The 22,656-nt window shown below is 72.3% G+C and carries 25 protein-coding genes; 11 read left to right on the top strand and 14 right to left on the bottom strand.

The annotated features are described in order from the left end of the window. Positions 1-42: 42 nt before the first annotated feature. Positions 43-2,004 (top strand): phospholipase C, encoded by a 1,962-nt coding sequence (locus BOSE127_RS11275; protein ID WP_236559535.1) that lies wholly within the window; start codon positions 43-45, stop codon positions 2,002-2,004. Positions 2,005-2,159: 155 nt separating this feature from the next. Here BOSE127_RS11275 and BOSE127_RS11280 read toward each other — a convergent pair whose 3' ends face one another. Further along, positions 2,160-3,050 carry a CPBP family intramembrane glutamic endopeptidase gene (locus tag BOSE127_RS11280; RefSeq protein ID WP_159557220.1) on the bottom strand — a complete coding sequence of 297 codons (891 nt, stop codon included), beginning with the start codon at positions 3,048-3,050 and terminating at the stop codon, positions 2,160-2,162. A gap of 37 nt (positions 3,051-3,087) precedes the next feature. On the opposite strand from BOSE127_RS11280, the gene BOSE127_RS11285 reads away from it, so the two are divergent. After that, a complete protein-coding gene (locus tag BOSE127_RS11285; RefSeq protein WP_017886335.1) occupies positions 3,088-3,777 on the top strand; it encodes a metal-dependent transcriptional regulator in 690 nt (229 codons plus the stop codon). A gap of 364 nt (positions 3,778-4,141) precedes the next feature. On the opposite strand, the gene BOSE127_RS11290 is transcribed toward BOSE127_RS11285, so the two are convergent. Then, positions 4,142-4,786: a HEAT repeat domain-containing protein gene (locus BOSE127_RS11290; RefSeq protein ID WP_140448284.1), complete on the bottom strand. Its 645-nt coding sequence runs from the start codon at positions 4,784-4,786 to the stop codon at positions 4,142-4,144. A gap of 108 nt (positions 4,787-4,894) precedes the next feature. Between BOSE127_RS11290 and BOSE127_RS11295 the strand changes: the two genes are divergently transcribed. Beyond that, positions 4,895-5,848: an aldo/keto reductase gene (locus BOSE127_RS11295; protein ID WP_140448283.1), complete on the top strand. Its 954-nt coding sequence runs from the start codon at positions 4,895-4,897 to the stop codon at positions 5,846-5,848. A 166-nt stretch (positions 5,849-6,014) separates the two neighbouring features. Here BOSE127_RS11295 and BOSE127_RS11300 read toward each other — a convergent pair whose 3' ends face one another. Both BOSE127_RS11300 and pyrE read right to left on the bottom strand, forming a co-directional pair. Then, entirely contained in the window at positions 6,015-8,279 is a 2,265-nt protein-coding gene (locus tag BOSE127_RS11300) for a septum formation family protein (RefSeq protein ID WP_159557222.1), read from the bottom strand. After that, positions 8,276-8,827 carry an orotate phosphoribosyltransferase gene (gene pyrE / locus BOSE127_RS11305; RefSeq protein WP_017886338.1) on the bottom strand — a complete coding sequence of 184 codons (552 nt, stop codon included), beginning with the start codon at positions 8,825-8,827 and terminating at the stop codon, positions 8,276-8,278. Before pyrE ends, BOSE127_RS11300 begins: the two co-directional genes overlap by 4 nt. A gap of 96 nt (positions 8,828-8,923) precedes the next feature. On the opposite strand from pyrE, the gene BOSE127_RS11310 reads away from it, so the two are divergent. After that, entirely contained in the window at positions 8,924-10,591 is a 1,668-nt protein-coding gene (locus BOSE127_RS11310; protein ID WP_159557224.1) for a hypothetical protein, read from the top strand. Positions 10,592-10,665: 74 nt separating this feature from the next. Beyond that, complete coding sequence (locus BOSE127_RS11315; protein ID WP_083389219.1) at positions 10,666-12,018, top strand: M23 family metallopeptidase; 1,353 nt, start codon at positions 10,666-10,668, stop codon at positions 12,016-12,018. Positions 12,019-12,038: 20 nt separating this feature from the next. Here BOSE127_RS11315 and BOSE127_RS11320 read toward each other — a convergent pair whose 3' ends face one another. Genes BOSE127_RS11320 through BOSE127_RS11345 form a run of 6 tightly spaced genes read right to left on the bottom strand, consistent with a single transcriptional unit; the run spans position 12,039 to position 15,144 of the window. Beyond that, positions 12,039-12,833, bottom strand: a complete 795-nt coding sequence (locus BOSE127_RS11320) for an aminoglycoside 3'-phosphotransferase (RefSeq protein ID WP_159557226.1) — start codon at positions 12,831-12,833, stop codon at positions 12,039-12,041. Positions 12,834-12,841: 8 nt separating this feature from the next. Then, complete coding sequence (locus tag BOSE127_RS11325) at positions 12,842-13,444, bottom strand: hypothetical protein (protein WP_159557228.1); 603 nt, start codon at positions 13,442-13,444, stop codon at positions 12,842-12,844. Further along, entirely contained in the window at positions 13,441-14,055 is a 615-nt protein-coding gene (locus BOSE127_RS11330; protein WP_159557230.1) for a hypothetical protein, read from the bottom strand. Before BOSE127_RS11330 ends, BOSE127_RS11325 begins: the two co-directional genes overlap by 4 nt. Then, a complete protein-coding gene (locus tag BOSE127_RS11335) occupies positions 14,052-14,465 on the bottom strand; it encodes a hypothetical protein (protein ID WP_159557232.1) in 414 nt (137 codons plus the stop codon). The genes BOSE127_RS11330 and BOSE127_RS11335 overlap by 4 nt, the downstream gene beginning before the upstream one ends. Continuing rightward, a complete protein-coding gene (locus tag BOSE127_RS11340; protein ID WP_017886345.1) occupies positions 14,462-14,653 on the bottom strand; it encodes a DUF2273 domain-containing protein in 192 nt (63 codons plus the stop codon). Before BOSE127_RS11340 ends, BOSE127_RS11335 begins: the two co-directional genes overlap by 4 nt. Next, on the bottom strand, positions 14,650-15,144 hold the full coding sequence (locus tag BOSE127_RS11345; RefSeq protein ID WP_159557234.1) for an Asp23/Gls24 family envelope stress response protein: 495 nt from the start codon (positions 15,142-15,144) through the stop codon (positions 14,650-14,652). The genes BOSE127_RS11340 and BOSE127_RS11345 overlap by 4 nt, the downstream gene beginning before the upstream one ends. Before the next feature lie 115 nt (positions 15,145-15,259). Here BOSE127_RS11345 and BOSE127_RS11350 point away from each other — a divergent pair, with 115 nt between their 5' ends. Beyond that, on the top strand, positions 15,260-16,096 hold the full coding sequence (locus BOSE127_RS11350; protein ID WP_017886347.1) for an exodeoxyribonuclease III: 837 nt from the start codon (positions 15,260-15,262) through the stop codon (positions 16,094-16,096). 128 nt (positions 16,097-16,224) lie between these two features. Further along, a complete protein-coding gene (locus tag BOSE127_RS11355) occupies positions 16,225-16,473 on the top strand; it encodes a hypothetical protein (RefSeq protein ID WP_056069500.1) in 249 nt (82 codons plus the stop codon). A gap of 15 nt (positions 16,474-16,488) precedes the next feature. On the opposite strand, the gene BOSE127_RS11360 is transcribed toward BOSE127_RS11355, so the two are convergent. After that, the gene (locus BOSE127_RS11360; protein WP_159557236.1) at positions 16,489-16,896 is read right to left on the bottom strand and encodes an aldehyde dehydrogenase; all 408 of its coding nucleotides are present in this window, start codon (positions 16,894-16,896) and stop codon (positions 16,489-16,491) included. Positions 16,897-17,302: 406 nt separating this feature from the next. Next, positions 17,303-18,226 (bottom strand): AEC family transporter, encoded by a 924-nt coding sequence (locus tag BOSE127_RS11365; protein ID WP_017886350.1) that lies wholly within the window; start codon positions 18,224-18,226, stop codon positions 17,303-17,305. Between the two features lie 84 nt (positions 18,227-18,310). On the opposite strand from BOSE127_RS11365, the gene BOSE127_RS11370 reads away from it, so the two are divergent. The 3 genes from BOSE127_RS11370 (at position 18,311) to BOSE127_RS11380 (ending at position 20,268) form a co-directional block, all read left to right on the top strand. Then, positions 18,311-18,907, top strand: coding sequence for a nitroreductase family protein (locus BOSE127_RS11370; RefSeq protein WP_017886351.1), 597 nt, complete (start codon positions 18,311-18,313; stop codon positions 18,905-18,907). 85 nt (positions 18,908-18,992) lie between these two features. Continuing rightward, on the top strand, positions 18,993-19,427 hold the full coding sequence (locus tag BOSE127_RS11375; RefSeq protein ID WP_159557238.1) for an acyl-CoA thioesterase: 435 nt from the start codon (positions 18,993-18,995) through the stop codon (positions 19,425-19,427). Between the two features lie 82 nt (positions 19,428-19,509). Then, the gene (locus BOSE127_RS11380) at positions 19,510-20,268 is read left to right on the top strand and encodes an HAD-IIB family hydrolase (RefSeq protein WP_159557240.1); all 759 of its coding nucleotides are present in this window, start codon (positions 19,510-19,512) and stop codon (positions 20,266-20,268) included. A gap of 233 nt (positions 20,269-20,501) precedes the next feature. On the opposite strand, the gene BOSE127_RS11385 is transcribed toward BOSE127_RS11380, so the two are convergent. Beyond that, entirely contained in the window at positions 20,502-21,122 is a 621-nt protein-coding gene (locus tag BOSE127_RS11385; protein ID WP_017886354.1) for a phosphoribosylanthranilate isomerase, read from the bottom strand. A gap of 77 nt (positions 21,123-21,199) precedes the next feature. Continuing rightward, positions 21,200-22,252: a serine/threonine-protein kinase gene (locus BOSE127_RS11390; protein ID WP_051067362.1), complete on the bottom strand. Its 1,053-nt coding sequence runs from the start codon at positions 22,250-22,252 to the stop codon at positions 21,200-21,202. Between the two features lie 199 nt (positions 22,253-22,451). On the opposite strand from BOSE127_RS11390, the gene BOSE127_RS11395 reads away from it, so the two are divergent. Then, entirely contained in the window at positions 22,452-22,655 is a 204-nt protein-coding gene (locus tag BOSE127_RS11395; protein ID WP_017886355.1) for a DUF2945 domain-containing protein, read from the top strand. The last annotated feature ends 1 nt before the right edge of the window (position 22,656 follow it).

Here is a 22,656-nt window from a genome sequence, read left to right on the forward strand (position 1 = left end):
CCACCCCACCGTCCCACCGTCCCGACCAGTGAGAGGTTCCACGTGTTCCGACCTTCCGAACGACGCGTCCAACAGGGCGCGCTCGCCATCATGGCCCTGGCGGCCGTCGCCGGGACGGCCCTCGCCATCCCGCAGTCGGCGTCCGCCGCGGACAACTCCCTCAGGACCACCACCCCGATCAAGCACGTCGTCGTCATGTACGACGAGAACGTGTCGTTCGACCACTACTTCGGCACCTACCCGAAGGCCGCGAACACCGACGGCACCCGCTTCACCGCCGCACGGAGCACCCCGAAGGTGAACACGCTCGCGTCCTCCGGCACCCTGACGAAGAACCCGAACGCCTACGCCCCGTCACGGCTGACGCCCGCCCAGGCGCTCACCTGCGACCAGAACCACAACTACCTGCCCGAGCAGAAGGCCGTCGACGGCGGTGCCATGGACAAGTTCGTCGAGAGCACCTCGGTGGACACCTGCACCGGGCTGTACGGCTCGCCGGGCCTGACGATGGACTACTACGACGGCAACACCACCACCGGGCTGTGGAACTACGCCCAGAACTACGCGATGAGCGACAACGCCTGGGACACCGGCTTCGGCCCCTCCACCCCCGGGGCGCTCAACCTGATCAGCGGCAACACCCACGGCGGCACCGGCGTGGACTCGGTCACCGGTGCCACGGTGCCGACCTCGACCGCCGTCGTCGCGAAGGACGCCGCGGGCCAGGGCACCGTCACCGCCGACCCGGACCCCGCCTACGACGACTGCTCCGACAAGGACCACACGTCGACGTCGAACCTGGTGAAGATGTCGGGCAAGAACATCGGCGACCTGCTCAACGCGAAGGGCGTCACCTGGGGCTGGTTCCAGGGCGGCTTCGCCCCGACGACGGCCTACGCGGGCACCGGCACGCTCGCCAAGTGCGACGCCACCACGACGAACGTCGGCGGCTCGGTCAGCAACGACTACTCGCCGCACCACAACCCGTTCGCGTACTACGCGTCGACGTCGAACCCGCACCACCTGGCACCGACGAGCGACCGCATGATCGGCTCCACCGACCGGGCGAACCACCAGTACGACCTGTCCGCGTTCGACACGGCCCTCGCCGAGCACCGGATGCCCGCCGTGTCCTTCCTCAAGGCACCCGAGGCCCAGGACGGCCACGCCGCGTACTCCGACCCGCTCGACGAGCAGAAGTTCCTGACGTCGAAGATCAACGAGATCGAGCGGTCGCCGGAGTGGTCGAGCACGGCCATCGTCATCAACTACGACGACTCGGACGGCTGGTACGACCACGTCGCGCCGACGATCCTGAACGGCTCGACGGACTCCTCGAACGACACCACGGTCTGCACCACGGCCGCGACCAAGGTCGGTGTCGCCGGTGGGTACCTCGACCGCTGCGGCCCCTCGCAGCGGCTGCCGTACCTGGTCATCTCGCCGTTCGCCAAGCAGAACCACGTCGACCACACCGCCATCGAGCAGACCTCGACCACGAAGTTCATCGAGGACAACTGGTCGACGGGCCGGATCGGTGACCAGTCGTTCGATGCTCGTGCCGGGTCCCTCCGGGGCATGTTCGACTTCACGCACCCGCAGCACCGCGAGGTGCTCCTGAACACCAAGACGGGTGCGGTCTCGCGGATCGTGTCGACGGCCGTCACGCCGAAGCCGACCCCGAAGCCCACGACGAAGCCGCACACGGGCTCCGGCAGCGGTACGGGCGCGAGCACCGGTTCCGCTGGTGGGACCGGCAGCGGCTCGAGCACGGGTGCGGGCACGGGGAGCGGGGCAGCGCCGGTCTCGAGTGCCTCAGCAGGAGCCGGGGCCACGGGGCAGACCGTCGCCGCCGACCCGTCCGCGACCGACCCGTCGGCGACGCGCCTGGCCTTCACCGGTGCGCAGCTCACCGGGGTCACGATCGCCGCGATCGTGTTCCTGATGTCCGGCATCGCGCTGGTCGTCATCCGCCGTCGCCAGCTCCGCCGTCGGGCCGACTGACACGGAGCGTCGGGCCGACTGACACCACGCGTCGGGCCGACTGACACGACGTGTCGGGCCGACTGACTCGACAGACCGGTGCCCCGGAGCGTGCTGCGTTCCGGGGCACCGTCGCGTCCGCGCGGGGTCGCCCCGCGCCCGTCGCGTCCGTTCCCTCAGACCACGTCGGCCTGGAGGCGCGGCTCGCCTCCCGGCACCACGACCGCCCCCATGGGCGGTACCGTCCGCCACCGCTTCGCCAGCCGCCGCGGCCGGTCGTCGTACCAGGCGACGACCCCGCCCGCCACGATGCCGAACGCGAGCACCCCGAACGAGAACAGCCCGATCAGGCCGAGCAGGGTCAGCTTCCCGAAGTCGCCCGTGTCCGCGGTCGCCGAGAACCCGATCGACCCGAAGTCCCAGAAGGCGTGCAGCAGCACCGGTGCGAGCAGGGACCCGGTCAGCCGACGCGCGACGTACAGCGTCGACCCGAACGATGCCGCGAACACGACCTGGATCAGCGTCGGTCCGATGCCCGCCCCGGCGAGCGCGTTGAGCAGGTGCAGCAGCCCGAACAGCACACACGACAGCGCCCAGACACCCATCTCGGGCAGGCGGCGGCGCAGCCCGACGAGCAGGGTCCCGCGGGCCATCAGCTCCTCGAACACCCCGACGAACAGCACCCCGACGGCGAGCAGCAGGAAGTAGTGCGCCGGCAGCGCCGTCCAGTCGATCAGGGGCAGCCGCACGACGCACACCACCAGCACGAGGATCGGTGCGAGCATCGTCCACCGCACCCGCGTCCGGACCGGGTCGACCGTGGCGATCCGCCACCAGCCGAGCGCCGTGACGAACACGGCGAGCGCGGCGACGGCGATGCCCTCGGGGATGACCAGGGCGTGCACGACGCTGTCGACGGTCTGCGCGAGGGTCGCGTAGTCGTCACTCGGCCGCGAGCGCCAGGCGCTGAGCGCGGCGAACACCACGAGCGGCGCGAGCCCGAGCAGCAGCGACGGGGGCACCGGCCAGCGACGGCGAGGGGCTCGGACGGGGGCGGTGGTGGTCACCTCCCGGTTGTACCAGGCGGGACGTACGATTGGCGGTATGCGCCTGCCCTCCCTGTCCACCATGGCAGAGGACTACGTCAAGCTCATCTGGAAGGCCAGCGAGCGCGGCGGGCCCGGGCTGGCGACGCGGGACATCGCCGCGTCGCTGAAGGTGTCGGCGTCGACGGTGTCGGGCAACCTCAAGAAGCTCGACCGTGACGGCCTGATCGAGCACACCCCGTACTACGGCGTCGTCCTCACGCCCCTGGGCCAGCAGGTCGCGGTGGCGATGGTCCGCCGGCACCGGCTGATCGAGACGTTCCTGGTGCGACGGCTCGGCTACTCGTGGGACGAGGTCCACACCGAGGCCGAGGCCCTCGAACACGCGGTCTCGGAGCGGTTCCTGGACCGTGTCGACGCCGACCTCGGGCACCCGACGCACGACCCCCACGGTGACCCGATCCCCGGCGCGGACGGCATCGTGCCGGACTCCCCCGGCACGCTCCTCGGCGCGATCGAGCCCGGTGCGTGCGGCACGGTCGACCGGGTCTCGGACGACGACCCGTCGCTGCTGCGGTACTTCGACGAGCTCGGGGTCCGGCTGGGCACGCACCTGCGGGTGGAGCGGGTGCGGGACTACGCCGGCGTCATCGCGGTGTCACGACGCTCGACCGACGGTTCGGAGTCCCTCGTCGACCTGCCGGCCGCCGCCGCCGCGTCCATCTGGCTGGCGCCCGACGGCGACTGACCGCGCTGCGGGCGCTGGCCGGCTGGTCGCGGCTGGTCGGCTGGTCGGCCGGTCGGCTGGTCGCGACACCCCGCTCACGTCCGCCGAGCGGTCACGAACTGTCGCCCGACAGCCCCGCAACCGACGATTCGCGACCACTCGGCGCCGAGCGCACGGGGTGTCACGACCGCACCGCGGCCCGCGAACGCGCGTGGCGACGGACGGGAGGCTCGGCGCACCGCCGCCACGCGCCTCCCGTCCGGCGCCCCCGCCGGTCACGACACCCCGCTCACGTCCGCCGACCGGTCACCATCCGTCGCCCGACAGCCCCACAACCGACGGTCCGCGACCACCCGGCGCGCCCGGCCGGGCGCGCCCGCCGGCCCTACCCCTTGACCGAACGCGTCCGGCCGAGGGCGACCTCGCGCCGAGCCCGTTCGAGCGCGTACTCGGAGGCGACGCCGGGGTCGTGCAGCAGGCGTTCGGTCTCGCGCACGTGCTCGCGGACGACGTCGGAGCCCCGGTCGGGAGCCGCGGCCAGCACCGGCGCGACGGTGTCCTCGCCGAGTCCCACCAGCGCACGCGACAGGCTGAGCCGACGATCCCGGTCGCCGACGCCGAGCTGCACCGCGAGGGTCCGCGCGAGCGACGCCCGCTCGTCGCCGGGGACCAGGGCGACCGCAGTGCGCCAGGCGGCTCGGAGCACCTCGTCGTCCTGGTCCCCGAGCAGCGGGCGCACCGCCGGCCAGGCGTCCGGGTCACCGATCTTCGACAGGGTGTGCAGCGCCTGGCTGCGGGCCTGCGGCTCGGGGCGCTCGAGCTCGGGCAGCACCCGGGCCACGACGTCCTCGGCCCGGTGTCGGGTCAGTGCCCACGTCAGCATGTCGCGGACGAAGAAGTCCGGCTCCACGGCGCACTGCGCGACGAGCACCTCGAGGTCCGACGGGTCCGGGGTGGTGCCCGCGGCCATCACGGCCTGCAACCGGGCAGAGGATCGCGGGTCGGTGAGGGCAGCGGTGAGCGTGGTCATCCCTCCATCGAAGCCCCTCGCGCCGGGGCCGTGTCAAGCATCGGGGCATAGCGTCGGGAGACGTGCGGTTCGCTCCCACCGCACCTCCGACCACGAAAGGACCTCCGCATGCCCCGCATCGGTACCAGTGACCTGCACGTGTTCCCACTCGCCCTCGGCGGCAACGTCTTCGGGTGGACGGCGGACGAGTCGACCTCGCACCAGGTCCTCGACGCCTACACCGCGGCCGGCGGCGACTTCATCGACACCGCCGACGTCTACTCCGCGTGGGCGCCGGGCAACTCGGGTGGCGAGTCCGAGCGTGTGATCGGTTCGTGGCTCCGGGCCTCGGGCAAGCGGGACGACGTCGTCATCGCCACCAAGGGTTCGCAGCACCCGGAGTTCCAGGGCCTGGGCGCCGACACCGTCGCCGCCGCTGCCCGCGCCAGCCTCGAGCGCCTCGGCACGGACCGGATCGACCTGTACTACGCGCACTTCGACGACCAGTCGACCCCGCTCGAGGAGACCGTCCGTGCCTTCGACCAGCTCGTGCAGGACGGTCTGGTCCGGTACACCGCGATCTCGAACTACTCGAAGGACCGCGCCGCGGAGTGGATCCGCATCGCGACGGAGAACGGCCTCGCCCAACCCGTCGCGATCCAGCCGCACTACAACCTGGTCACCCGCCAGCCGTACGAGTCCGACATCGCACCGCTCGCCCACGAGCACGGGCTCGGCGTCGTGCCGTACTTCTCGCTCGCCGCGGGGTTCCTGACCGGCAAGTACCGCACGAAGGACGACTTCGCCGGCAAGGACCGCGAGGGCCAGGTGTCCGGCTACTTCACCGACGAAGGGCTCGCCGTCGTGGACGCGCTGTCCTCGATCGCCGACGCGCACGGTTCCGAGATCGCCACGGTCGCACTCGCCTGGTTGCAGGCGCAGCCCGACGTCGTCGCGCCGATCGCGAGCGCCCGGAACACCGAGCAGCTGCCGGCGCTGCTGGCCTCGGCGGAGCTCGAGCTCTCCGCCGACGAGCTGCAGACGCTGTCCGACGTGTCGGCGAAGGTGCCCGCGAGCGCCTGACGCCCGCGCGCCAACGGATGCGCGTGCATGTTCCGACATCCCACTCGTCGTTCGACGGGTGGGATGTCGTTCGTTGCGCACGCATTCGCTGCGCGTGCATGTTCCGACAGAGCACCCGTCGATCACGGGGTGGATCGTCGCAGAACGGGTCCGCCCCGCCGCGCCCCTACGCCCCCGGAGCCAGCGACCCGGTCAGCGGCTGCCCCGACGACCGCGTCACGAAGCACGCGATGAACCGGTCACCCTGGTCCCACGTCGCCTGGTCCGGCGCGTAGGAACCCTGCACCTGCACGTCGCCCACGGCAGCCGCGGCCGAGGCGTTCAGGGCCGTGTCGGACTGGCACTGGTCGGCCGCCTGGGTCGCAAGGGCCTCGGCACCGGGGTAGGTGTCACCCTCGACGGCGAGGCGTGCGGTCAGCTGCCCGATGTGCGGCGTCGCGCAGTCCACCACCGTGAAGGTCTGCGACCACGCGTTCGTGAACGGGGACAGGCACTCCCCACCGGCCAGGTCGGTCCACGGGTGCTCACCGGGCTGGGCCGGTGTGGTCGCGAACTGCAGCGCGGCGGCGGGTGCGGTGGCCTCGCTCGACTGCGCGGTCGAGGGAGCGGCGGTCGGGGCCGCCGATGCCGACGACGCAGCCGAGGGCGACTTCGTCGGGACGGCCTGGTCGGCGATGTTGTTGCCGAGGATCCACTTCGACAGCAGGAAGACCAGCACGATGAGCACGAGGATCAGGGCGATCGACCCGTAGATCAGCAGCTGCTTGCCGCGCTTGCCCTCGTTCCGCAGCCGCGCAAAGCCCTCGTTGATGAAGTTGTCGCGTTCGCCGGGCTGTCGGTCCGGACCAGCCGCGGACCGGCCGACACCAGCACCAGCAGCAGGGCGGGCCGCAGCCGGCGCAGCAGCAGTGGGCACGGCAGCCGCGGGCATCATCCGCGTGCCGGTGTCCTCGGGGTCGTAGCCGGTGTCGCCGAGCTGCCCGACGGCCTCGGTGCCGAACAGGTCCTTGATGGCGCTCGTGTCGCTGGTCTCGCGGCCGTCCCACTCGGACTGGTCCAGGTCGTCCGGCGCGGCGGCGGGCAGCGACTCCGGCTGAGGACCGGTCTCGGTCCGGCCCAGTCCGAGCACGGCGTCGAGGTCTTGTCCGACCGACGGCGGCAGGTGTGCCGGGTACTCCTGGGCACCCGCGGTCGGCTCCACGAGCGGCGGCGCAGCGGTCGGCGGCACGGTCGCGTCGGGCTCGGACCACCAGGGCGTCCCGGCTGCCGGGATCGCGGTGGTCGGGGCGTCGGATCGGAGGCCCTCGGTCGCCTCCGCTTCGTCGGCTCCGGTGGACGCACGGGGCGCGTCCACCGCCTCGGTCGGGTCCGCGGGGTCGCTCGCGTCCGGCGAAGCGGCGCCGGCAGCAGCGGCGGCAGCACCTGCGCCGGCAGCGGCGGCAGCGGGCACAGCCGGCGGCACCGCGGGCGGCACCGGCACGGCCGGCGGCACCGGGTAGGTGCGCGGCGCCTGGGGCAGCCCGGCGGCCGGGGTGTCGACCTCGCCGGCCACGACCTCGTCCTCGTCGTCGAACTCGTCGGCGAGCGACCAGGACCCTGCGGACAGTGCGGTGGTGTCAAACGAGTCGGTGGTCAGCGTCGCCGGGACCTCGCCGGGCTCGTCGTCGTCGCCGATCGCCCAGTCGAACGGCCGGTCGTGGGCGCCGGTCTGCGTGGGGACCGGCCCGGTGCTCGTGATGCGCAACAGGTCGGTGAAGGTCGGCGGCTCCTCGGTCGGGGGCAGCACGTTCTCGACGCCGAGGGGCTGCGGCGCAGCTGGCGCCACGGGCTCCGGGTGCGATCCCGTCGCACGGCCGAGCCAGTCGACGTCGGCACGGCCCTCGCCGAACGGGTCGACGCGGCGACGCTCGTCCTCGATCGCCTTGGACGCGGCGGCACGTTCGTCGCGGTGGGCCTGGGCCGTCGGCAGCACGATCGACGACGGGTGCGGTGCGGTGGAGTCCGGGGGGACGTCCGCGGCGGCCGGGATCCGGTCGTGCAGCGTGGAGCGCTCGTGCTCGACGGCGGCGTCGGGGTTCTCCGACGGCGCGAGCAGCTCGGCGGGCATCGAGATGGCCTGGGTCGAGTCATCCGGCGCAGCGGGAGCAGGAGCAGGAGCAGGCGCAGGCGCAGCATCTTCGGGCTCGGGCACGAACGGCTCGGGCAGCGGTGCGCCCGTCTCACGCGCGGTGCGCTCGGCCTCGCGACGCTCCCGGCGCGACGGCCAGTCCTCCTCGCCCCGCGGCGCCCCGAAGATGTCCGCAGCGCTGCGGAGACCGTGGAACGGAGCGTCCGATCCGGACGCACGCCGAGCCTCCTGGCCGTCGTCCCCGTCTGCCGGGCCGGCGGTGCCGTCGGGTTCGCGTGCGTCGTCCGGACGCTCCTCGGTCACGCGGTCAGCCCCAGATCAGCCAACCCGATGGCTGCGAAGTACGGGTAGCCAGCCGCTTCGATCGTCTCCTTGGCACCGGTGTCCCGGTCGACGACGACCGCGACGGCGGCGATGATCGCGCCCTCACGCTCGAGTGCCTCGGCGGCCTTGAGCGGCGAGCCGCCGGTGGTGGAGGTGTCCTCGAGCACGACGACGCGCTTGCCCTGCAGGTCCGGGCCCTCGACCTGCTTGCCGCGGCCGTGGTCCTTCGGCTCCTTGCGGACGACGAAGGCGTCGTAGGTCAGTCCCTGGGCGGCGGCCTGGTGCAGGACGGCGCTGGCGATGGGATCGGCGCCCATGGTGAGCCCGCCGACGGCGGAGACGTCCGGCACCTGCTGCACGAGCTCGGTCATGACCTGTCCGATCAGCGGCGCGACGCGGTGGTCCAGGCTGACCTTCCGCAGGTCGATGTAGTACGTCGCCTTCTTCCCGCTGGTCAGGGTGAAGTCGCCGTGGAACACCGCTTCGGAGGAGATGTACTGGATCAACTGTTCGCGCGCGTCGGTCACAGCGCACAAGGGTAGCCGGTCGGGCCCGCAGCGCGCTCCCCCAGCCTGAGCGTCTGTGCGTGCTGGCACCGAGGCAGCGTCGGTACGCTCCGGGGCATGTCCCGTGCACCGCGTCGCGCCGCCGTGGAGCCGGCTCCGGCCGGCGGCCGCCGGCCCGGTGCCGTGGCCGTCACGATCGGACGGGAGGCCCTTGGCGGCCTGGTCGCGCTGGCCCTGGCCGTCATCGCCCTGCGCCACGTCGTCGCGACGGAACGGGTGGCGTTGCTCTGGTACGACGGCGACTCGGTGCTGCTGCCGCTCGTCGAGCGTTCGCTGCAGGCCGGGCAGCCGTTCGAGTGGGCGATGTCGCCCGCGCTGTTCTTCTTCCCCGAGCTGCCCGCGTACCTGTTCAGCGCGCTGGTGACCGCGACGCCGCAGCAGGCCCTGGCGTTGAACGGGGTGCTCGTGCTCCTCGCCGTCTACGCGCTGGTGCGTGCGGCCGCGAACGAACTGATGCCGTCCGCCGGGCGCCCCGCCCGGATCGCGGTGTCGGCCGGGGCGCTCGGCCTCGTCACCCTGCTGGTGCTGACCGAGTCGTCGGCGACGGCGACCTCGCTCGAGCTGGCGTCGCTGCTGCTCACGACGACCTACTACTACGGTGCCGTGCTGGCGATGCTCGGCACCGCGGTCCTCGTGCTGCGGTCGGTGCGGCTCGGCCGGGCGTCGGTGCTGCTGCTCGTGGTGCTCGGACTCGTCGCCGCGTGCACGACGGCGTCGAACCCGCTGTACGTGCCGTGGTCCGCCGCTCCGGTCGTCGTCACGCTCGGGCTCCTGGGGCTGGCGCGCCGGGTGCCGTGGCGTCCGGCGGCGCTGCTGTCCGGTGCCGTCACCATCGGCTCGGTCGTCGGGTACCTGGTGCGGATCCCGCTGCGGCCGTTCGTCTCCCTCGACCCCGCGACGTACGTGCAGCCGTCGCGGGCCGGTGAGACGCTGCGGTTCTTCGCGGCACTGACCGACGACCGGGCGGGCACGGCACCGGGCGACGTCGGCCTGCTGCTGCTGTTCGCCGGCGTGCTCGTCACCGTCGGCGGCACGGTCTGGGCCTGGCGGGTCCGCACCGCCCGCACCGTGCTGGTCGCGACGCTGCTCCCCCTGGTGACCGTCGTCGCGGTGTCCGTCGGGGTCGTCGTCGCCGGGTCCGAGACCCCGCGCTACCTGCAGCCGATCGTGACCGCACCGCTGCTCGCACTCGTCGCCGTGGCCGAACTCACCCGCACCGCGGTGCGCCGGACACGGGTCCACCGTCCGCACCGGGGCGTCCGAGCAGGGGTCGCGGTCGCGATGGCCGCCGTGCTCGCGGTGGGCGTCGCGGTGACCCCCGGGACCGCCCACGCCGTGGCGACCGCCCGGTACCCGGCGGCGGCGTGCCTCGACCGTTGGGCGCACGGACGCCAGGTCACCGGCGTCGGACAGTTCTGGACCGTCCGTCCCCTCGCCACCTACGCGTCGACGAACCTCGAGCTGCTGCAGGTCCGCGACACCTTCGAGACGTACCCGTGGCTCGTCGACCTCGGGGCGTACCGCGGTGCCGACCCGAGCTTCGTGGTGGTCGGGTCGCACGACCTCTGGACCACCGCGGTCGAGGACTCCCTCGGCCCGCCGGCGACGATCACCCACTGCACCGGCTTCGACGTCTACGACTACGCCGGCACCGCGGGGCAGGCCCTCCTGCGGCGCGACGTCGTCGGGAGCGCCGACGTCATCCGCCGCGAGCGCGGCTTCTGATCCGCTGCTGAAGTTGTCCACAGCGGCGCGTTGCCGTCCGATGCTCGCTGTACGGATGTATAGGCTCGTGCTCGATGTCTCGCCCCTCACGCCTCCGTGTCCCCCGTGTCCCCGTGCGCCTGCGCCTCGCCGTCACCGGCCTGGCGCTCGCGGGCCTCGTCGGCACGGTCGTGGTCGATGCCCCGGCGGCCCAGGCGGTGACCTACCCCACGTGGGACGAAGTGAAGTCCGCCCGTGGCAAGGAATCCGCGAAGCAGGGGCAGATCACCGAGATCCGGGGCATCATCAGCGAACTCGACGCCAAGGTCGAGGCTGCCGAGGCGAAGGCGCAGAAGCTCGGTGACGTGTTCTACAAGGCGCAGCGCAAGGCCCAGACCGCCGCAGAGAAGGAACAGCAGCTCCGCGCCGACGCGAAGGAGCACGCGGAGGTCGCCGACCAGAGCGCCGCGCAGGCCGGCCAGTTCGCCGCGCAGATGTCCCGCTCCGGTGGTGCCGACGTCACCACCTCGGTGATCACCCAGGGCAAGGACGCCAGCGACCTCCTCTACAACCTCGGCGCGCTGAGCAAGCTCTCCGAGCAGGCCGAGCGTGTGCAGGCCGCCGCGAGCTCCGACGCCGCCGTCGCCAGCTCGCTCGAAGCGCAGGCAGACCGCGCCGCCGAAGCACTCGGCGACCTCGCCGCCGAAGCAGAAGACCGCATGCAGGAAGCCCAGACGGCGTCCGACGCCGTGCAGGCCGCCTACGACGAGCAGCAGTCGAACAAGGCACGACTCGACGCACAGCTCGCGACGCTGACCTCGGGCCGGGTCCGGACCGAAGCCGAGTTCGCCAAGGGTGAGCGCATCCGCAAGGCGGCGGAAGAGAAGGCGGCACGCGAAGCCGCAGAGCGCGCAGCAGCCGCGCAGCGAGCGGCCGCCGCACAGGCTGCCGCGAACTCCGGCGGGGGCGCTCCGTCAGGCGGCGGCTCGACCGGCAGCAGCGGCTCCGGCGGCGGCGGTTCCGTCGGCGCGGGCTCGGGGACCGGCTGGGTCCGCCCCGCCAGCGGCTACGTCATCAGCCCCTACGGGTACCGCGTGCACCCGATCACCGGCGTCGTGACCATGCACGAGGGCACCGACCTGGCGAGCGGCTGCTACACGCCCATCGTCGCGGCCTCGGCCGGCACCGTCGACTACGTCGGCTGGTACGGCGGGTACGGCAACTACGTCCGGATCAACCACGGCGGCGGCGTGCAGACCGCGTACGGCCACATCGTCGACGGCGGCTTCCGGGTCGCCACCGGACAACAGGTCTCCGCGGGGCAGCTCATCGCACTCGTCGGCTCCACCGGGGCATCGACCGGCTGCCACAGCCACGTCGAGGTGCACATCAACGGCGCCACCACCGACCCGGTGCCGTTCATGTCGGCGCGCGGCGTCGCCTTCTAGCGGACCAGCCCGCCTCCGGCTCAGCCCGCGGCAGGCCCCACGTCGTCCACGTCGGTGTTCCACAGCGCCCGGTACCACGCGGTGCGCTCCGGGTCGTCCGGCAGCCCGTACGCCCGGTGGAACAGCGGCTCCCACCCGGGTCCGTAGTTCCAGCCGAGCGCCATCGTCGCCACCGCGATGTCGGCCCAGCGATCAGCGACGCCCATCGCATCCAGGTCGACGTGCCCGCTCCACCGCCGGTCCGCACCGATGAGCGTGTTCGGCGTGCACGGGTCGCCGTGACAGACGACGATCCGGTCGGTCGGCGGCTCCGGACCGAGCGAGCCCGGCCCCCGGTCGGCGTCGGTGTCGGCCGCACGCGCGCGATCGAGCCGGTCCACCGTGGACCACGTGAACGGGCAGTCGTCGACCGGCAGGGCGTCGTGCAGCGCGCGCAGGCCCTCCCCCACCGCGACCACCGCCGTCCGGGGTTCGTCGTGCCAACGCGGGTCGACGGCGCTCCAGCCGGGCACCGCGCGGGTGTGCAGCCAGACGCCGTCCTCGTCGGTGTCGTGGTCGAGCACCTCCGGCACCCGGGCGTACCGGGACGCCCACGTCAGCCGCGCGGCCTCGCCGCCGACCCACGAACCGTAGGCGTGCGGCAAGACCTTCACGAACTCCTCGGCGTGCGCGTCCGGCCCGATGCGGAACGTCGTCCCGCCGATCTGGTTGTGCCAGACGAGCGCGACCTCACGCCCTCGGGCCGCCTGGGTGACCACGCGCGGCACCGGGACGGTCTCGCCCGGCCGGGGCAGTCCACCGATCGAGCGCACCACGGCGACGCTCAGTGCACGCGGTCCGGGCGGGACGACCCCGAACCGCCACGGGCGATCTCGAGCAGCACCGGCAGGCGTTCGCCGAGCAGGGCGTCCAGGTCGGCGACGACGGCCTCGACCCGTTCGGTGATCTCCCGCGGCGCGGCTCCCCGCCGCGGACGGACCCGCACCCGGATCGCCCGACCGCCACGGACCCGGTAGACGTCGACGGCGAGCGAGCCGACCTGGGGCAGGTCCCCGATGGCCGAGGAGAGCGCGTGCTGCACGGCGGTGGACTCGATGCGCACCGAACCGGCGACGCCGTCCGCTGAGCCGTCGCTGTCCACCACGGTGCTCTCGCGACCACCGCCGAGCGTCGTCAGCACCACGAGTGCGAGCACGCCGAGCACGACACCAACGCCGAGCACGCAGGTCCACGCGAACACCGAGTCGTCACGCGACGCTCCGGTGCCGAGTCCGGCGAGGGCATCGCCGACCACGCGCCACCACGATGCGACAAGGGGCAACCTCTGGGCGGTCTGCACCAGAATCGCGGCGACCCCGGCGACGAGCAGGACGAGCCCGAGCACGATCAGTGCCGTGCGTCCGAGTGCGCGGTTCGTGGCGTTCATCCGTCCACCCGCCCCGTCGGCTGCACCCGGACGCGCGCGGCGAGGGCCGGCTGCGCGCCGATCGCGGCGAACTCCCGCTCGACGGCCTCGGTCGCGGCCACCGCGGGGACGTCCACCCCGGCTGCGGGCCGGAGCACGACGTCGACCGTGCGACGGCCGACTGTGCCCACGGCGGCGTCGGCGCCCAGACGGGTCGCGGATCGGGCGGCGCGGGCCGCGGCGGAGGCCAGGACCTCGTCGTCGACGACCACGGCGAGCCGGTCGGACGACATCGTGTGGCGTGGGCGCCGCTGCGGCAGGATCCCCTGCAGCAGGAGCACCAGGCCGATCAGGGCGACGACGGCGCCGACACCGATCACGATCGTCGTGTCGAGGCCGTCCGGCGCGGCGAGGGCGGCGTCGACCACGGCACGGGGGTCGACACCGAGCACGTTCTGGTCGAGCAGGACGAGCGCCCCGGCGAAGACCGCAGCGGCGGCGAGCACCAGGGCGATGAGCATCGCGACGACGACGGCGCCCGAACGGGAGACGTGGGTCTCCCGACGCAGCAGGCGCCGGTAGGTGGCAGCGTGGTCCCCGGCGGGCGCGCCGACGAGGGGTGGGACGGTCACCGGACCCTCCGCGGGGTGTCCACCACCGACGACGCGAACGTCACCGTCACGCGGGCAACCTGTCGGCCGGTGATGGTCCGGAAGCGCTCGGCGATCGTGCCGCGAGCCCGGTGCGCCGTGGCGACGACCGGTTCGTCGGGGAGTGCGTGCGCGCCCAGCACCGGCAGGGCGAGCGGGGCCGTGATCTCGACCGCCAGCGCACCGCGGCCGTCGTCGGCGACGCGGGCACGGACCTCCCGGGCGGCAACGCGCAGCGCTTCGGCGGCGACCGCCTGCGCGGTCCGCACCAGCGCGTGGGCTCCGATCCTGTCGGAGCCGGGGACCCGGACACCGACGGGAGCAGCGCCAGGACCGGAACCGGGGACCCGGACGCCGCGGTCGCCGGTCGTGGCGACGGCGGCGTCGCTCACGACGAGCTCCGGCGTCCGCGCAGCACGTCGAGGAGGCGACGGAAGTCGACGTCGCCGGTGACGATGCGTGCGACCAGTGCGCCGAGCGCCATGCAGACGGCGACCACGACGAACGCCCAGAACCCGAGCGTCACGGCGACGATCGCGAGCAGGGCACCGACGCCCATCCCGACGACGGTGGCGTTCAACGGACCCGACCGTCCCGGGTGTCGAGCTCGTCCGCGACGCCGTTGAGGGCCGGGATGTTCACGTCGTTGATGGCGATGTTGACCTCGGTGACCTCGAGGCCGACGAGTTCGGTCACGGCGTTCGTGACGGCGGCGCGGACCGCGGAGGCGACCTCCATCATCGGCGTCGGGTAGTCGACGACGATCGTCAGGTCGACCGCCACCTGGGTCTCGCCGACCTCGACGCGGACGCCCTGGCCGAGCGCGCTCGAGCCGATGGCGTCGCGGATGGCGCCGAACGCGCGCGAGGCGTTGCCGCCGAGCGCGAAGACGCCCGGCACGTCGCGAGCGGCGATGCCCGCGACCTTCGCGACGACCGTGTCGTCGATGATGGTCTTGCCCTTGGCGGTGACCTGCGTCGTGGTGGTGCCTGCGGGCTGGGTGTTGCCTGCCCCGGTGCCGAGCGTGGCCCCGGTCGGGGTCCCGTCGACGCGGTTCGTCGTCGATGCCATTGCTGCCTCCGTGCGGTCGATTGCTGGCCTCCAGCGAACACCATCGTGCCGGACGCCGCACAGACGATGCACGTGCCGACCTCGTCGTCAGTCGGCACCGGTAGGTTCTTGTTCCATGCGCGTGGCGACCTGGAACGTGAACTCCGTCCGCACCCGAGTGGGTCGGATCGTCGACTGGCTGGTGCGTGAGGACGTCGACGTCCTCGGTATGCAGGAGATCAAGTGCAAGCCGGAGCAGTTCCCGGTCGAGCAGTTCGAGGCTGCGGGCTACCACGTCGAGGCCCACGGCCTGAACCAGTGGAACGGCGTCGCGTTCGCCAGCCGTCTGCCGCTGGAGGACGTCACCCGCGACTTCCCGGGCCAGCCCGGGTTCCTGAAGGGCCACGAGGGGCCGGACCTGCCGGTCGAGGCCCGCGCGATCGGCGTCACGGTCGACGGCGTGCGGCTCTGGAGCCTCTACGTGCCGAACGGCCGCGAGCTCGGCGACCCGCACTACACGTACAAGCTCGACTGGCTCGCGCAGCTGGCCGACCGCACGTCGGAGTGGATCGAGGCGTCGCCGGAGACCCCGCTCGCGCTGATGGGCGACTGGAACGTCGCACCGCTCGACCAGGACGTCTGGGACCTGCGGGTGTTCGAAGGGTCCACGCACGTCAGCGAGCCCGAGCGGGCAGCGTTCCGCGAGTTCGAGGCCCGGGGGCTGCAGGACGTCGTCCGCCCGATCGTGCCCGACGGGTACACCTACTGGGACTACAAGCAGCTGCGGTTCCCGCGCGACGAGGGCATGCGCATCGACTTCGTGCTCGGCTCGCAAGCCTTCGCCGACGTCGTCACCGACGCGTCGATCCACCGGAACGAGCGGAAGGGCGACGCCCCGAGCGACCATGTGCCCGTGGTGGTGGACCTCGACCTGGACACGTCGCTCGACGACGACCGCCCGATGATCTTCTGAGCGGAGCCGGGTCACCAGGCCGGAACGTCGGCACCCGCTCTGTTACGCCCGGCGTCCGCCGTCGCGCCGAGGACCGTCACGTCGACGTAGGTTTCCTGCACCGAACCCCTTCGAGAGCAGGTGAAGCCATGTCACGCACGACGATCCTTCCCATCCAGCGCCTCATGGCGACCGCGGCCCCCGCTGCGTGGCGCGACGGCATCGTCGTCGAGACCCGCGCAGCCGACGCCGTGGTGCTGTTCCTCGACGGGAGCATCACCCAGCTGCGGGTGGCGGACGCGGACGGCGTCCTGTCGGTCGGCGAACCGGTCGCCCACCACCCGGTCGCCGAGATCCTCAGCGCCGGCAGCCGGCAGACCACCGCGCGCGTCGCGTAGCGCAGCCGGAGCGGCTCACGCGGCCATCGCGTCGAGCATCGCCTGGCACTTCGACACCATCTCGTCGCAGGCCATCGCGCAGTAGCGGCACGACTCGTCCATGTCCTGGTGCGTGCGGCACTCGGCGGCGCACGCGGTGCCCATCGCGACGACGGCCATGAGCATCGCCTGCATCGCGGCCGTGTCCATGCCCATCGGACGCATCATCATCCGCATGCCGGTGTCGGCGAGCATCGCGGTGTTCGAGCACATCGCGGCGCAGGTGGCCATGTCGCCGCCCATGCGCATGTCGGCCGCGGAACACATCGTCGCGGCCATCGACGCGGCGTTCATCGCCATCATCGTGTCCTGCATCGTGGTCATGTCCATCTGCACGGGCATGTCCGTCGTCGACATGTTCTGCATCATCGCCATCGTGTCCATCGGAGGTCTCCTCGTCGTGGTCATCGGTCGCGAGGCGGTCCGCCCCGCGTGCCCGCCACGATACGCGCGCGCTGTTCCCACTTCGTGAGCAGGAACGGTCGGGTCGGCGGGCGCGACCCGACCGCTCCTGCGCACGGTCCGCGGTGGTCGCCACCACGTGACGGACGGGAGGCCCGGTGCAGCCCCGCCACGCGCCTCCCGTCCGTCCCGCCGCGCGTCCGGACGCGGAAGACGCCGGCGTGCGCGCACGACGCCCGCAAGTTCGCGAGACGCCGCCGAATTCGGCGGCGTCTCGGCGAGATCGAGGCGTCTCGACAACACGACGGCGTCTTCCGCAACGCCACACGCCGGCGTCTCGACAACACGACGGCGTCTTCCGCAAAGCCACACGCCGGCGTCTCGAGCGCTACGGGTGCAGCAGGGCGGCGATCGCGACCAGCACGGGCACCGAGCCGAGGGTCGAGATGAGCACGACGTCACGCGCCACCGGCACCGCGGCCCCGTAGCGCTGCGCGTAGTTGAAGACGTTCTGCGCCGCGGGCAGGGCGCCGAGCGTGGTGAGCACGAAGACGTCCTGGTCCCCCAGGCCGAACACGAACCGCGCGAACACGAACGCCACCGCCGGCATCACCACGAGCTTGATCGACGACGCCACGATGACGTCGGTCCGGATCGCCGGGTCCCGCAGCGGGGTCGCACCGTGCAGGCTCATCCCGAACGACAGCAGCACGACGGGCACCGCGGCAGCGCCGACGAGCGAGAACGGCTCGAGCACGGGGTCGGGCAGGGTGAGCCCCGTCGCCGAGCACACGAGCCCGACGAGCGAGGCGATGATGATCGGGTTCCGGAACGGCCCGGCGATCCGCCTGCCCCACCCGCCACCACCCGCGGTCGCGGCGTCGAGGATCGTCAGCGCGATCGGGGCCATCACGACGAGCTGCAGCAGGATCACCGGCACGACCGCGGTCGCCTGCCCCAGCACGTAGACGGCCACCGGCAGCCCGATGTTGTTCGCGTTGACGTAGCTCGAGGCCAGCGCTCCGACGGTGGTCGTGGTGACGGACCGCCGCAGCACGAAGCGGAACACCACGGCGGCGGCGAGGGCGACCACGGCAGCACTCAGCAGTGAGACCCAGAGCATCGACGACAGCAGCGACGCGATGTCGGCCGTCGCGATGGTGTGGAACAGCAGGCACGGCATGAGCACGAAGAACGCGAGCCGGCTCATCACGAACTGTGCGTGCGGGCCGAGCAGACCGATGCGTCCGACGACGTACCCACCGGCGATGATCACGCCGATGATCGCGAAGCCGGTCAACACGCCACCCATCCCCTCCATCCTGGCACCTGGAGGCGGGGATGTGACGTCACTCAGGTCGGAAATGCGTACGCATCGAATACCGTTGAGCGCACCATGACCTCGACGAACGCTGACACCCTGACCCGGTCCACCGACTCCAGCCAGCCGCTCGTGCCGCTGCTCGAGGAGCGCTGGAGCCCCCGCTCGTACGACGAGACCGCGACGATCTCGGACGACCAGCTCGACGCCGTCCTCGAGGCAGCTCGCTGGGCACCGTCGGCCATGAACTTCCAGCCCCGCCGCTTCATCGCTGGCCGCCGCGGTACCGAGACGTTCCGGAAGATCAACGAGAACCTGCTCGGCTTCAACGCCGCGTGGGCGTTCCGTGCCAGCGCCCTGGTCGTCGGTGTGCTCGAGACCGTGACCGCCGACGGCGACGAGCGTCCCTTCGCCCAGTACGACCTCGGCCAGTCGCTCGCCGCCCTGACGGTGCAGGCCCACGCCGAGGGGCTGCACGTGCACCAGATGGCGGGCATCGACGCCGCCGGACTGCGCACCGCGTTCGACCTGCCGGAGCGGTTCGTCCCGTACACCGTCACGGCAGTCGGCACCGTCGCGCACCCGTCGCAGCTCGACGAGAAGGCCGCCGAGCGCGAGGTCGCCCCGCGCAGCCGCATCGCCCTCGACGAGGTCGTCCTCGTCAAGGAGTGAGCGACGGCGGCACACCGCCGCCCCCGGATCGTCACGACGGCCGTGTCCCTGCGGGGGCGCGGCCGTCGGCGTACCATGACGTGACATGGATCAGCACCAGGACGACGCCCCGCCGGAGATGAACTTCTACACCCGGAAGTGGGTGCGACCGGAGGACCTCAACGCGAACGGCACCCTGTTCGGTGGCAGCCTGCTCCGCTGGATCGACGAGGAAGCCGCCGTCTACGCGATCATCCAGCTCGGCAACGGCAAGGTCGTCACGAAGTACATGTCGGAGATCAACTTCCTGTCCTCGGCGAAGGAGGGCGACATCGTCGAGATCGGCCTCGTCGCCACCCGGTTCGGCCGGACGTCGCTGACCATGCGGGCCGAGGCGCGCAACCTCTTCACGCACCGGAGCATCCTGACGATCGACGAGGTCGTGTTCGTGAACCTCGACGAGGACGGCAACCCCGCCCCGCACGGCTACACCGACATCACCTACGCCCGCGACCGGGTCCCCGGCACGCACCGCGCGTGACCCCGCAGACATCACGCAGCACCCGGCAGCCCGGAGCACCGCACGCGGCATGTGATCGGCGGCCTCTGGCAGGATCAGGGGCATGACCACGACCCGCCTCGTCGCCTTCGACCTGGACGACACGCTCGCCCCGTCGAAGTCCTCCCTCGACCCCCGCATGCTCGAGACCTTCGCGTCCCTGCTCGAGGTCGTGCCGGTCGCGGTCATCTCCGGCGGCAACTTCACGCAGTTCGAGCAGCAGCTGGTCACCCCGCTCCGGCAGCGCGACGGGCTGACGCTCGACGCCCTGCACCTCCTGCCGACCTGTGGCACCCGCTACTACCGGTGGCAGGACCAGGACTGGGCGCTGCAGTACGCCGAGGACCTCACCGACGAGCAGAAGGACCGCGCCCTCGCCGCGGTGGAGACCCGTGCGAAGGAAGCCGGGTACTGGGAGTCCGAGACCTGGGGCCCCATCCTCGAGGACCGCGGGTCGCAGATCACGTTCTCCGCCCTCGGCCAGTCGGCACCGGTGGACGTCAAGAAGCAGTGGGACCCGACGGGCGAGAAGAAGGACCACCTGCGCCGCCTGGTGCAGCAGGACCTCGCCGACCTCGAGGTCCGCTCGGGCGGTTCGACGAGCATCGACATCACCCGCAAGGGCATCGACAAGGCCTACGGCATGCAGCGCCTCGCCGAGATCACCGGCATCGCGCTCGACGACATGCTCTTCGTCGGGGACCGGCTCGACCCCGAGGGCAACGACTACCCGGTGAAGGCGCTGGGCGTCCCCTGCCACGCGGTCGAGGGCTGGGAGGACACCGACGCGTTCCTGACCGAGCTCATCCCCACCCTGCGCTGATCCCCGCGCGAGACGCCGGCGTCTCGCCAGGACGCCGCGGCGTCGCCGAGACGCCGCCGGATCCGGCGGCGTCTCGGATGCATCGCGGCGTCGACAGGACACGACGGCGTCTTCCGCGCCCGACACGGACGGCACGGCGGACGGGAGGCCCGTTGCGGGCCCGCCCCGCGCCTCCTGTCCGTCCGCGGTCGCGTCCAGAGCCGCGACTGCGGCCGATCGGCGCGAGCGCGCGCTCAGCCCAGGCTGCGGACGGCCTCGACGAAGGCGCGGATCTTCGCGGGGTCCTTGACGCCGCGCTCCGACTCGACGCCGCTCGACACGTCGACACCGTCGGGGTCGAGTGCCTCGACCGCGGCGACCACGTTCGCCGGGGTCAGCCCGCCTGCCAGGATCCAGGCCTCGTCGACGCCGTCGATCGTGGCCGGGTCGATCAGTCGGCCGCTGCCGGGCACAGCCGCGTCGAGCAGCAGCAGGTCGTGGTCGAACGCGGCACGCTGTTCGGGCGTCTCGCGCAGGTAGTCCTCGGCCGCGAGGGCCCGGATGGTGAAGAAGCCGGCGTCACGCGCCCGGGCGAAGTCGGACGGCGACTCGCCACCGTGCAGCTGCAGCGTGGTGAGTCCGACCTCGGACGCGATGCCGACGATCTCGTCGATCTTCTGGTCGCGGAAGACCCCGACGGCGTCGATGCCGTCCGGCACCCGCTCCACCAGTTCCTTCGCCAGGTCGGCGGTGACGGTGCGGGGGCTGCCCGCCGCGAAGACGAACCCGACGGCGTCGGCACCCGCGTCGACGGCGGCGTCCACGGTGTCGGGCGTCGACAGGCCGCAGATCTTGATCCAGCGCTGGTCGGTCATGCTTTCCATCTTGCCAGGGTGCCGCTGTCCGCAGCGCACCGGTCTCCGGAGTCCGGAGTCCGGATCCGCGGGGTGGGTCAGTGCAGGGCGCCCGCGACGTAGGCGGCCACGCAGGCCGCGGTGACGCCGAACGCCGCGAAGGACCCGACCAGGACGTTCCGTCGGCGCCACCGGCGGACCGCCGAGAACGTGCCGCGCCGGGCGTGGCGGTGGGCAGCGCGGTGCATGCGGTGGTCGCGCTGGTGCTTCACGCGCTCCGGGCCGAGCGGCACGGGGCCGGTGATCTGGGTGGACCCACCGCGCAGCGCGTTGGCGATCGCGACCGCTGTGGGCCGGCGCTCGGGGTCGCGGGCGGTCATCCGGCTGAGCAGCTCGCGCCACTCGTCGGCGACGTCGTCCGGCACTTCGGGGTCTCGGCGGAGCCGGGCGAGCGCTGCTTCGATCAGGGTGCCGGAGTACTCCTGCTTGCCGGTCAGCGCCTCGAGCAGGACGAGTCCGAGCGAGTACACGTCGGTGGCGAAGCTGATGGGCTCGCCGGCGACCTGCTCCGGGCTGAGGTAGGCGGCGGTGCCGATGACCGTGCCGTCGTTGGTCAAGCGGGAGCCGTCGACGAAGTGGGCGACGCCGAAGTCGGTGAGCTTGACGGTGCGGGCGAACCCGGACGAGCCCTCGTCGCTGATCAGGATGTTGGCGGGCTTGACGTCGCGGTGCACGATGCCGCGCGAGTGCACGTACGCCAGGGCGTCGGCGAGCTGTGCGCCGAGGTCGGCGACCTCGTAGTTGTGCAGCGCGCCCTCGGACAGGCGGCGCAGCAGCGTCGTGTCGGCGATGAGCTCCATCACGATGAACCGGTGCGGGCCGTCCTCGAACTCGTGGGTGCCGGCGTCGTACAGCGGGATCAGGCCGGGGTGGGAGAGCATGCTGAGCAGCCGGATCTCGCGCTCCTGGCGCACGCGGTCGGCGGTGGTCATCTTGTCCGGGGTGGCGAAGAGCTTCACGGCCACGGCGCGGTACGTGTGCTCGTCCCGGGCTTCGTAGACGGATCCCATGCCGCCGGTGCCGATGAGCTTCACGAGCCGGTACCGCGCAGCGAGGACGGTGTCCGCCCGCGCGCTGTCCAGCAGGGTCATGGTGTCCGTCGTCCCGTTCCGGAGCCCGTGGTTCCGCGGCCGCTGCCGACGTGTGGACTCACGGGAAACGGTACGCGTCCGACTCTGGATCCGCAGGGCCGTTACGACATCGTGACCGCCGTGCTTCCCCGGGTTCCCGGGGATCGCCGGGGTACAGTCCGACACCCATCAGGAAGACCGAACGCGCAAGGAGGACAGCATGGCGCTGTCGAAGGGTGACGAGGTGCGCTGGAACACCTCGCAAGGCAAGACGACGGGCACGCTCGTGCGGAAGCGCACGAGCGACTTCGAGTTCGACGGACAGCACTTCAAGCCGACCGACGACGACCCGTACTGGATCGTCGAGTCGGGCAAGAGCGGCAAGCAGGCCGCCCACAAGGAGTCGGCGCTGACGAAGGCCTGAG

It is taken from the genome of Curtobacterium sp. 8I-2, from assembly GCF_902506155.1.
GTDB classification, from domain to species: domain Bacteria; phylum Actinomycetota; class Actinomycetes; order Actinomycetales; family Microbacteriaceae; genus Curtobacterium; species Curtobacterium poinsettiae.

Excerpts from the sequence above, each read along its gene's own strand:
- BOSE127_RS11285 (WP_017886335.1), top strand. The coding sequence starts at position 3,088 with ATGCGCCTGCCCTCCCTGTCCACCATGGCAGAGGACTACGTCAAGCTC.
- BOSE127_RS11290 (WP_140448284.1), bottom strand. The coding sequence starts at position 4,786 with ATGACCACGCTCACCGCTGCCCTCACCGACCCGCGATCCTCTGCCCGG.
- BOSE127_RS11295 (WP_140448283.1), top strand. The coding sequence starts at position 4,895 with ATGCCCCGCATCGGTACCAGTGACCTGCACGTGTTCCCACTCGCCCTC.
- BOSE127_RS11310 (WP_159557224.1), top strand. The coding sequence starts at position 8,924 with ATGTCCCGTGCACCGCGTCGCGCCGCCGTGGAGCCGGCTCCGGCCGGC.
- BOSE127_RS11315 (WP_083389219.1), top strand. The coding sequence starts at position 10,666 with ATGTCTCGCCCCTCACGCCTCCGTGTCCCCCGTGTCCCCGTGCGCCTG.
- BOSE127_RS11325 (WP_159557228.1), bottom strand. The coding sequence starts at position 13,444 with ATGAACGCCACGAACCGCGCACTCGGACGCACGGCACTGATCGTGCTC.
- BOSE127_RS11345 (WP_159557234.1), bottom strand. The coding sequence starts at position 15,144 with ATGGCATCGACGACGAACCGCGTCGACGGGACCCCGACCGGGGCCACG.
- BOSE127_RS11350 (WP_017886347.1), top strand. The coding sequence starts at position 15,260 with ATGCGCGTGGCGACCTGGAACGTGAACTCCGTCCGCACCCGAGTGGGT.
- BOSE127_RS11355 (WP_056069500.1), top strand. The coding sequence starts at position 16,225 with ATGTCACGCACGACGATCCTTCCCATCCAGCGCCTCATGGCGACCGCG.
- BOSE127_RS11360 (WP_159557236.1), bottom strand. The coding sequence starts at position 16,896 with ATGGACACGATGGCGATGATGCAGAACATGTCGACGACGGACATGCCC.
- BOSE127_RS11365 (WP_017886350.1), bottom strand. The coding sequence starts at position 18,226 with ATGGGTGGCGTGTTGACCGGCTTCGCGATCATCGGCGTGATCATCGCC.
- BOSE127_RS11370 (WP_017886351.1), top strand. The coding sequence starts at position 18,311 with ATGACCTCGACGAACGCTGACACCCTGACCCGGTCCACCGACTCCAGC.
- BOSE127_RS11375 (WP_159557238.1), top strand. The coding sequence starts at position 18,993 with ATGGATCAGCACCAGGACGACGCCCCGCCGGAGATGAACTTCTACACC.
- BOSE127_RS11380 (WP_159557240.1), top strand. The coding sequence starts at position 19,510 with ATGACCACGACCCGCCTCGTCGCCTTCGACCTGGACGACACGCTCGCC.
- BOSE127_RS11385 (WP_017886354.1), bottom strand. The coding sequence starts at position 21,122 with ATGACCGACCAGCGCTGGATCAAGATCTGCGGCCTGTCGACGCCCGAC.
- BOSE127_RS11390 (WP_051067362.1), bottom strand. The coding sequence starts at position 22,252 with ATGACCCTGCTGGACAGCGCGCGGGCGGACACCGTCCTCGCTGCGCGG.
- BOSE127_RS11395 (WP_017886355.1), top strand. The coding sequence starts at position 22,452 with ATGGCGCTGTCGAAGGGTGACGAGGTGCGCTGGAACACCTCGCAAGGC.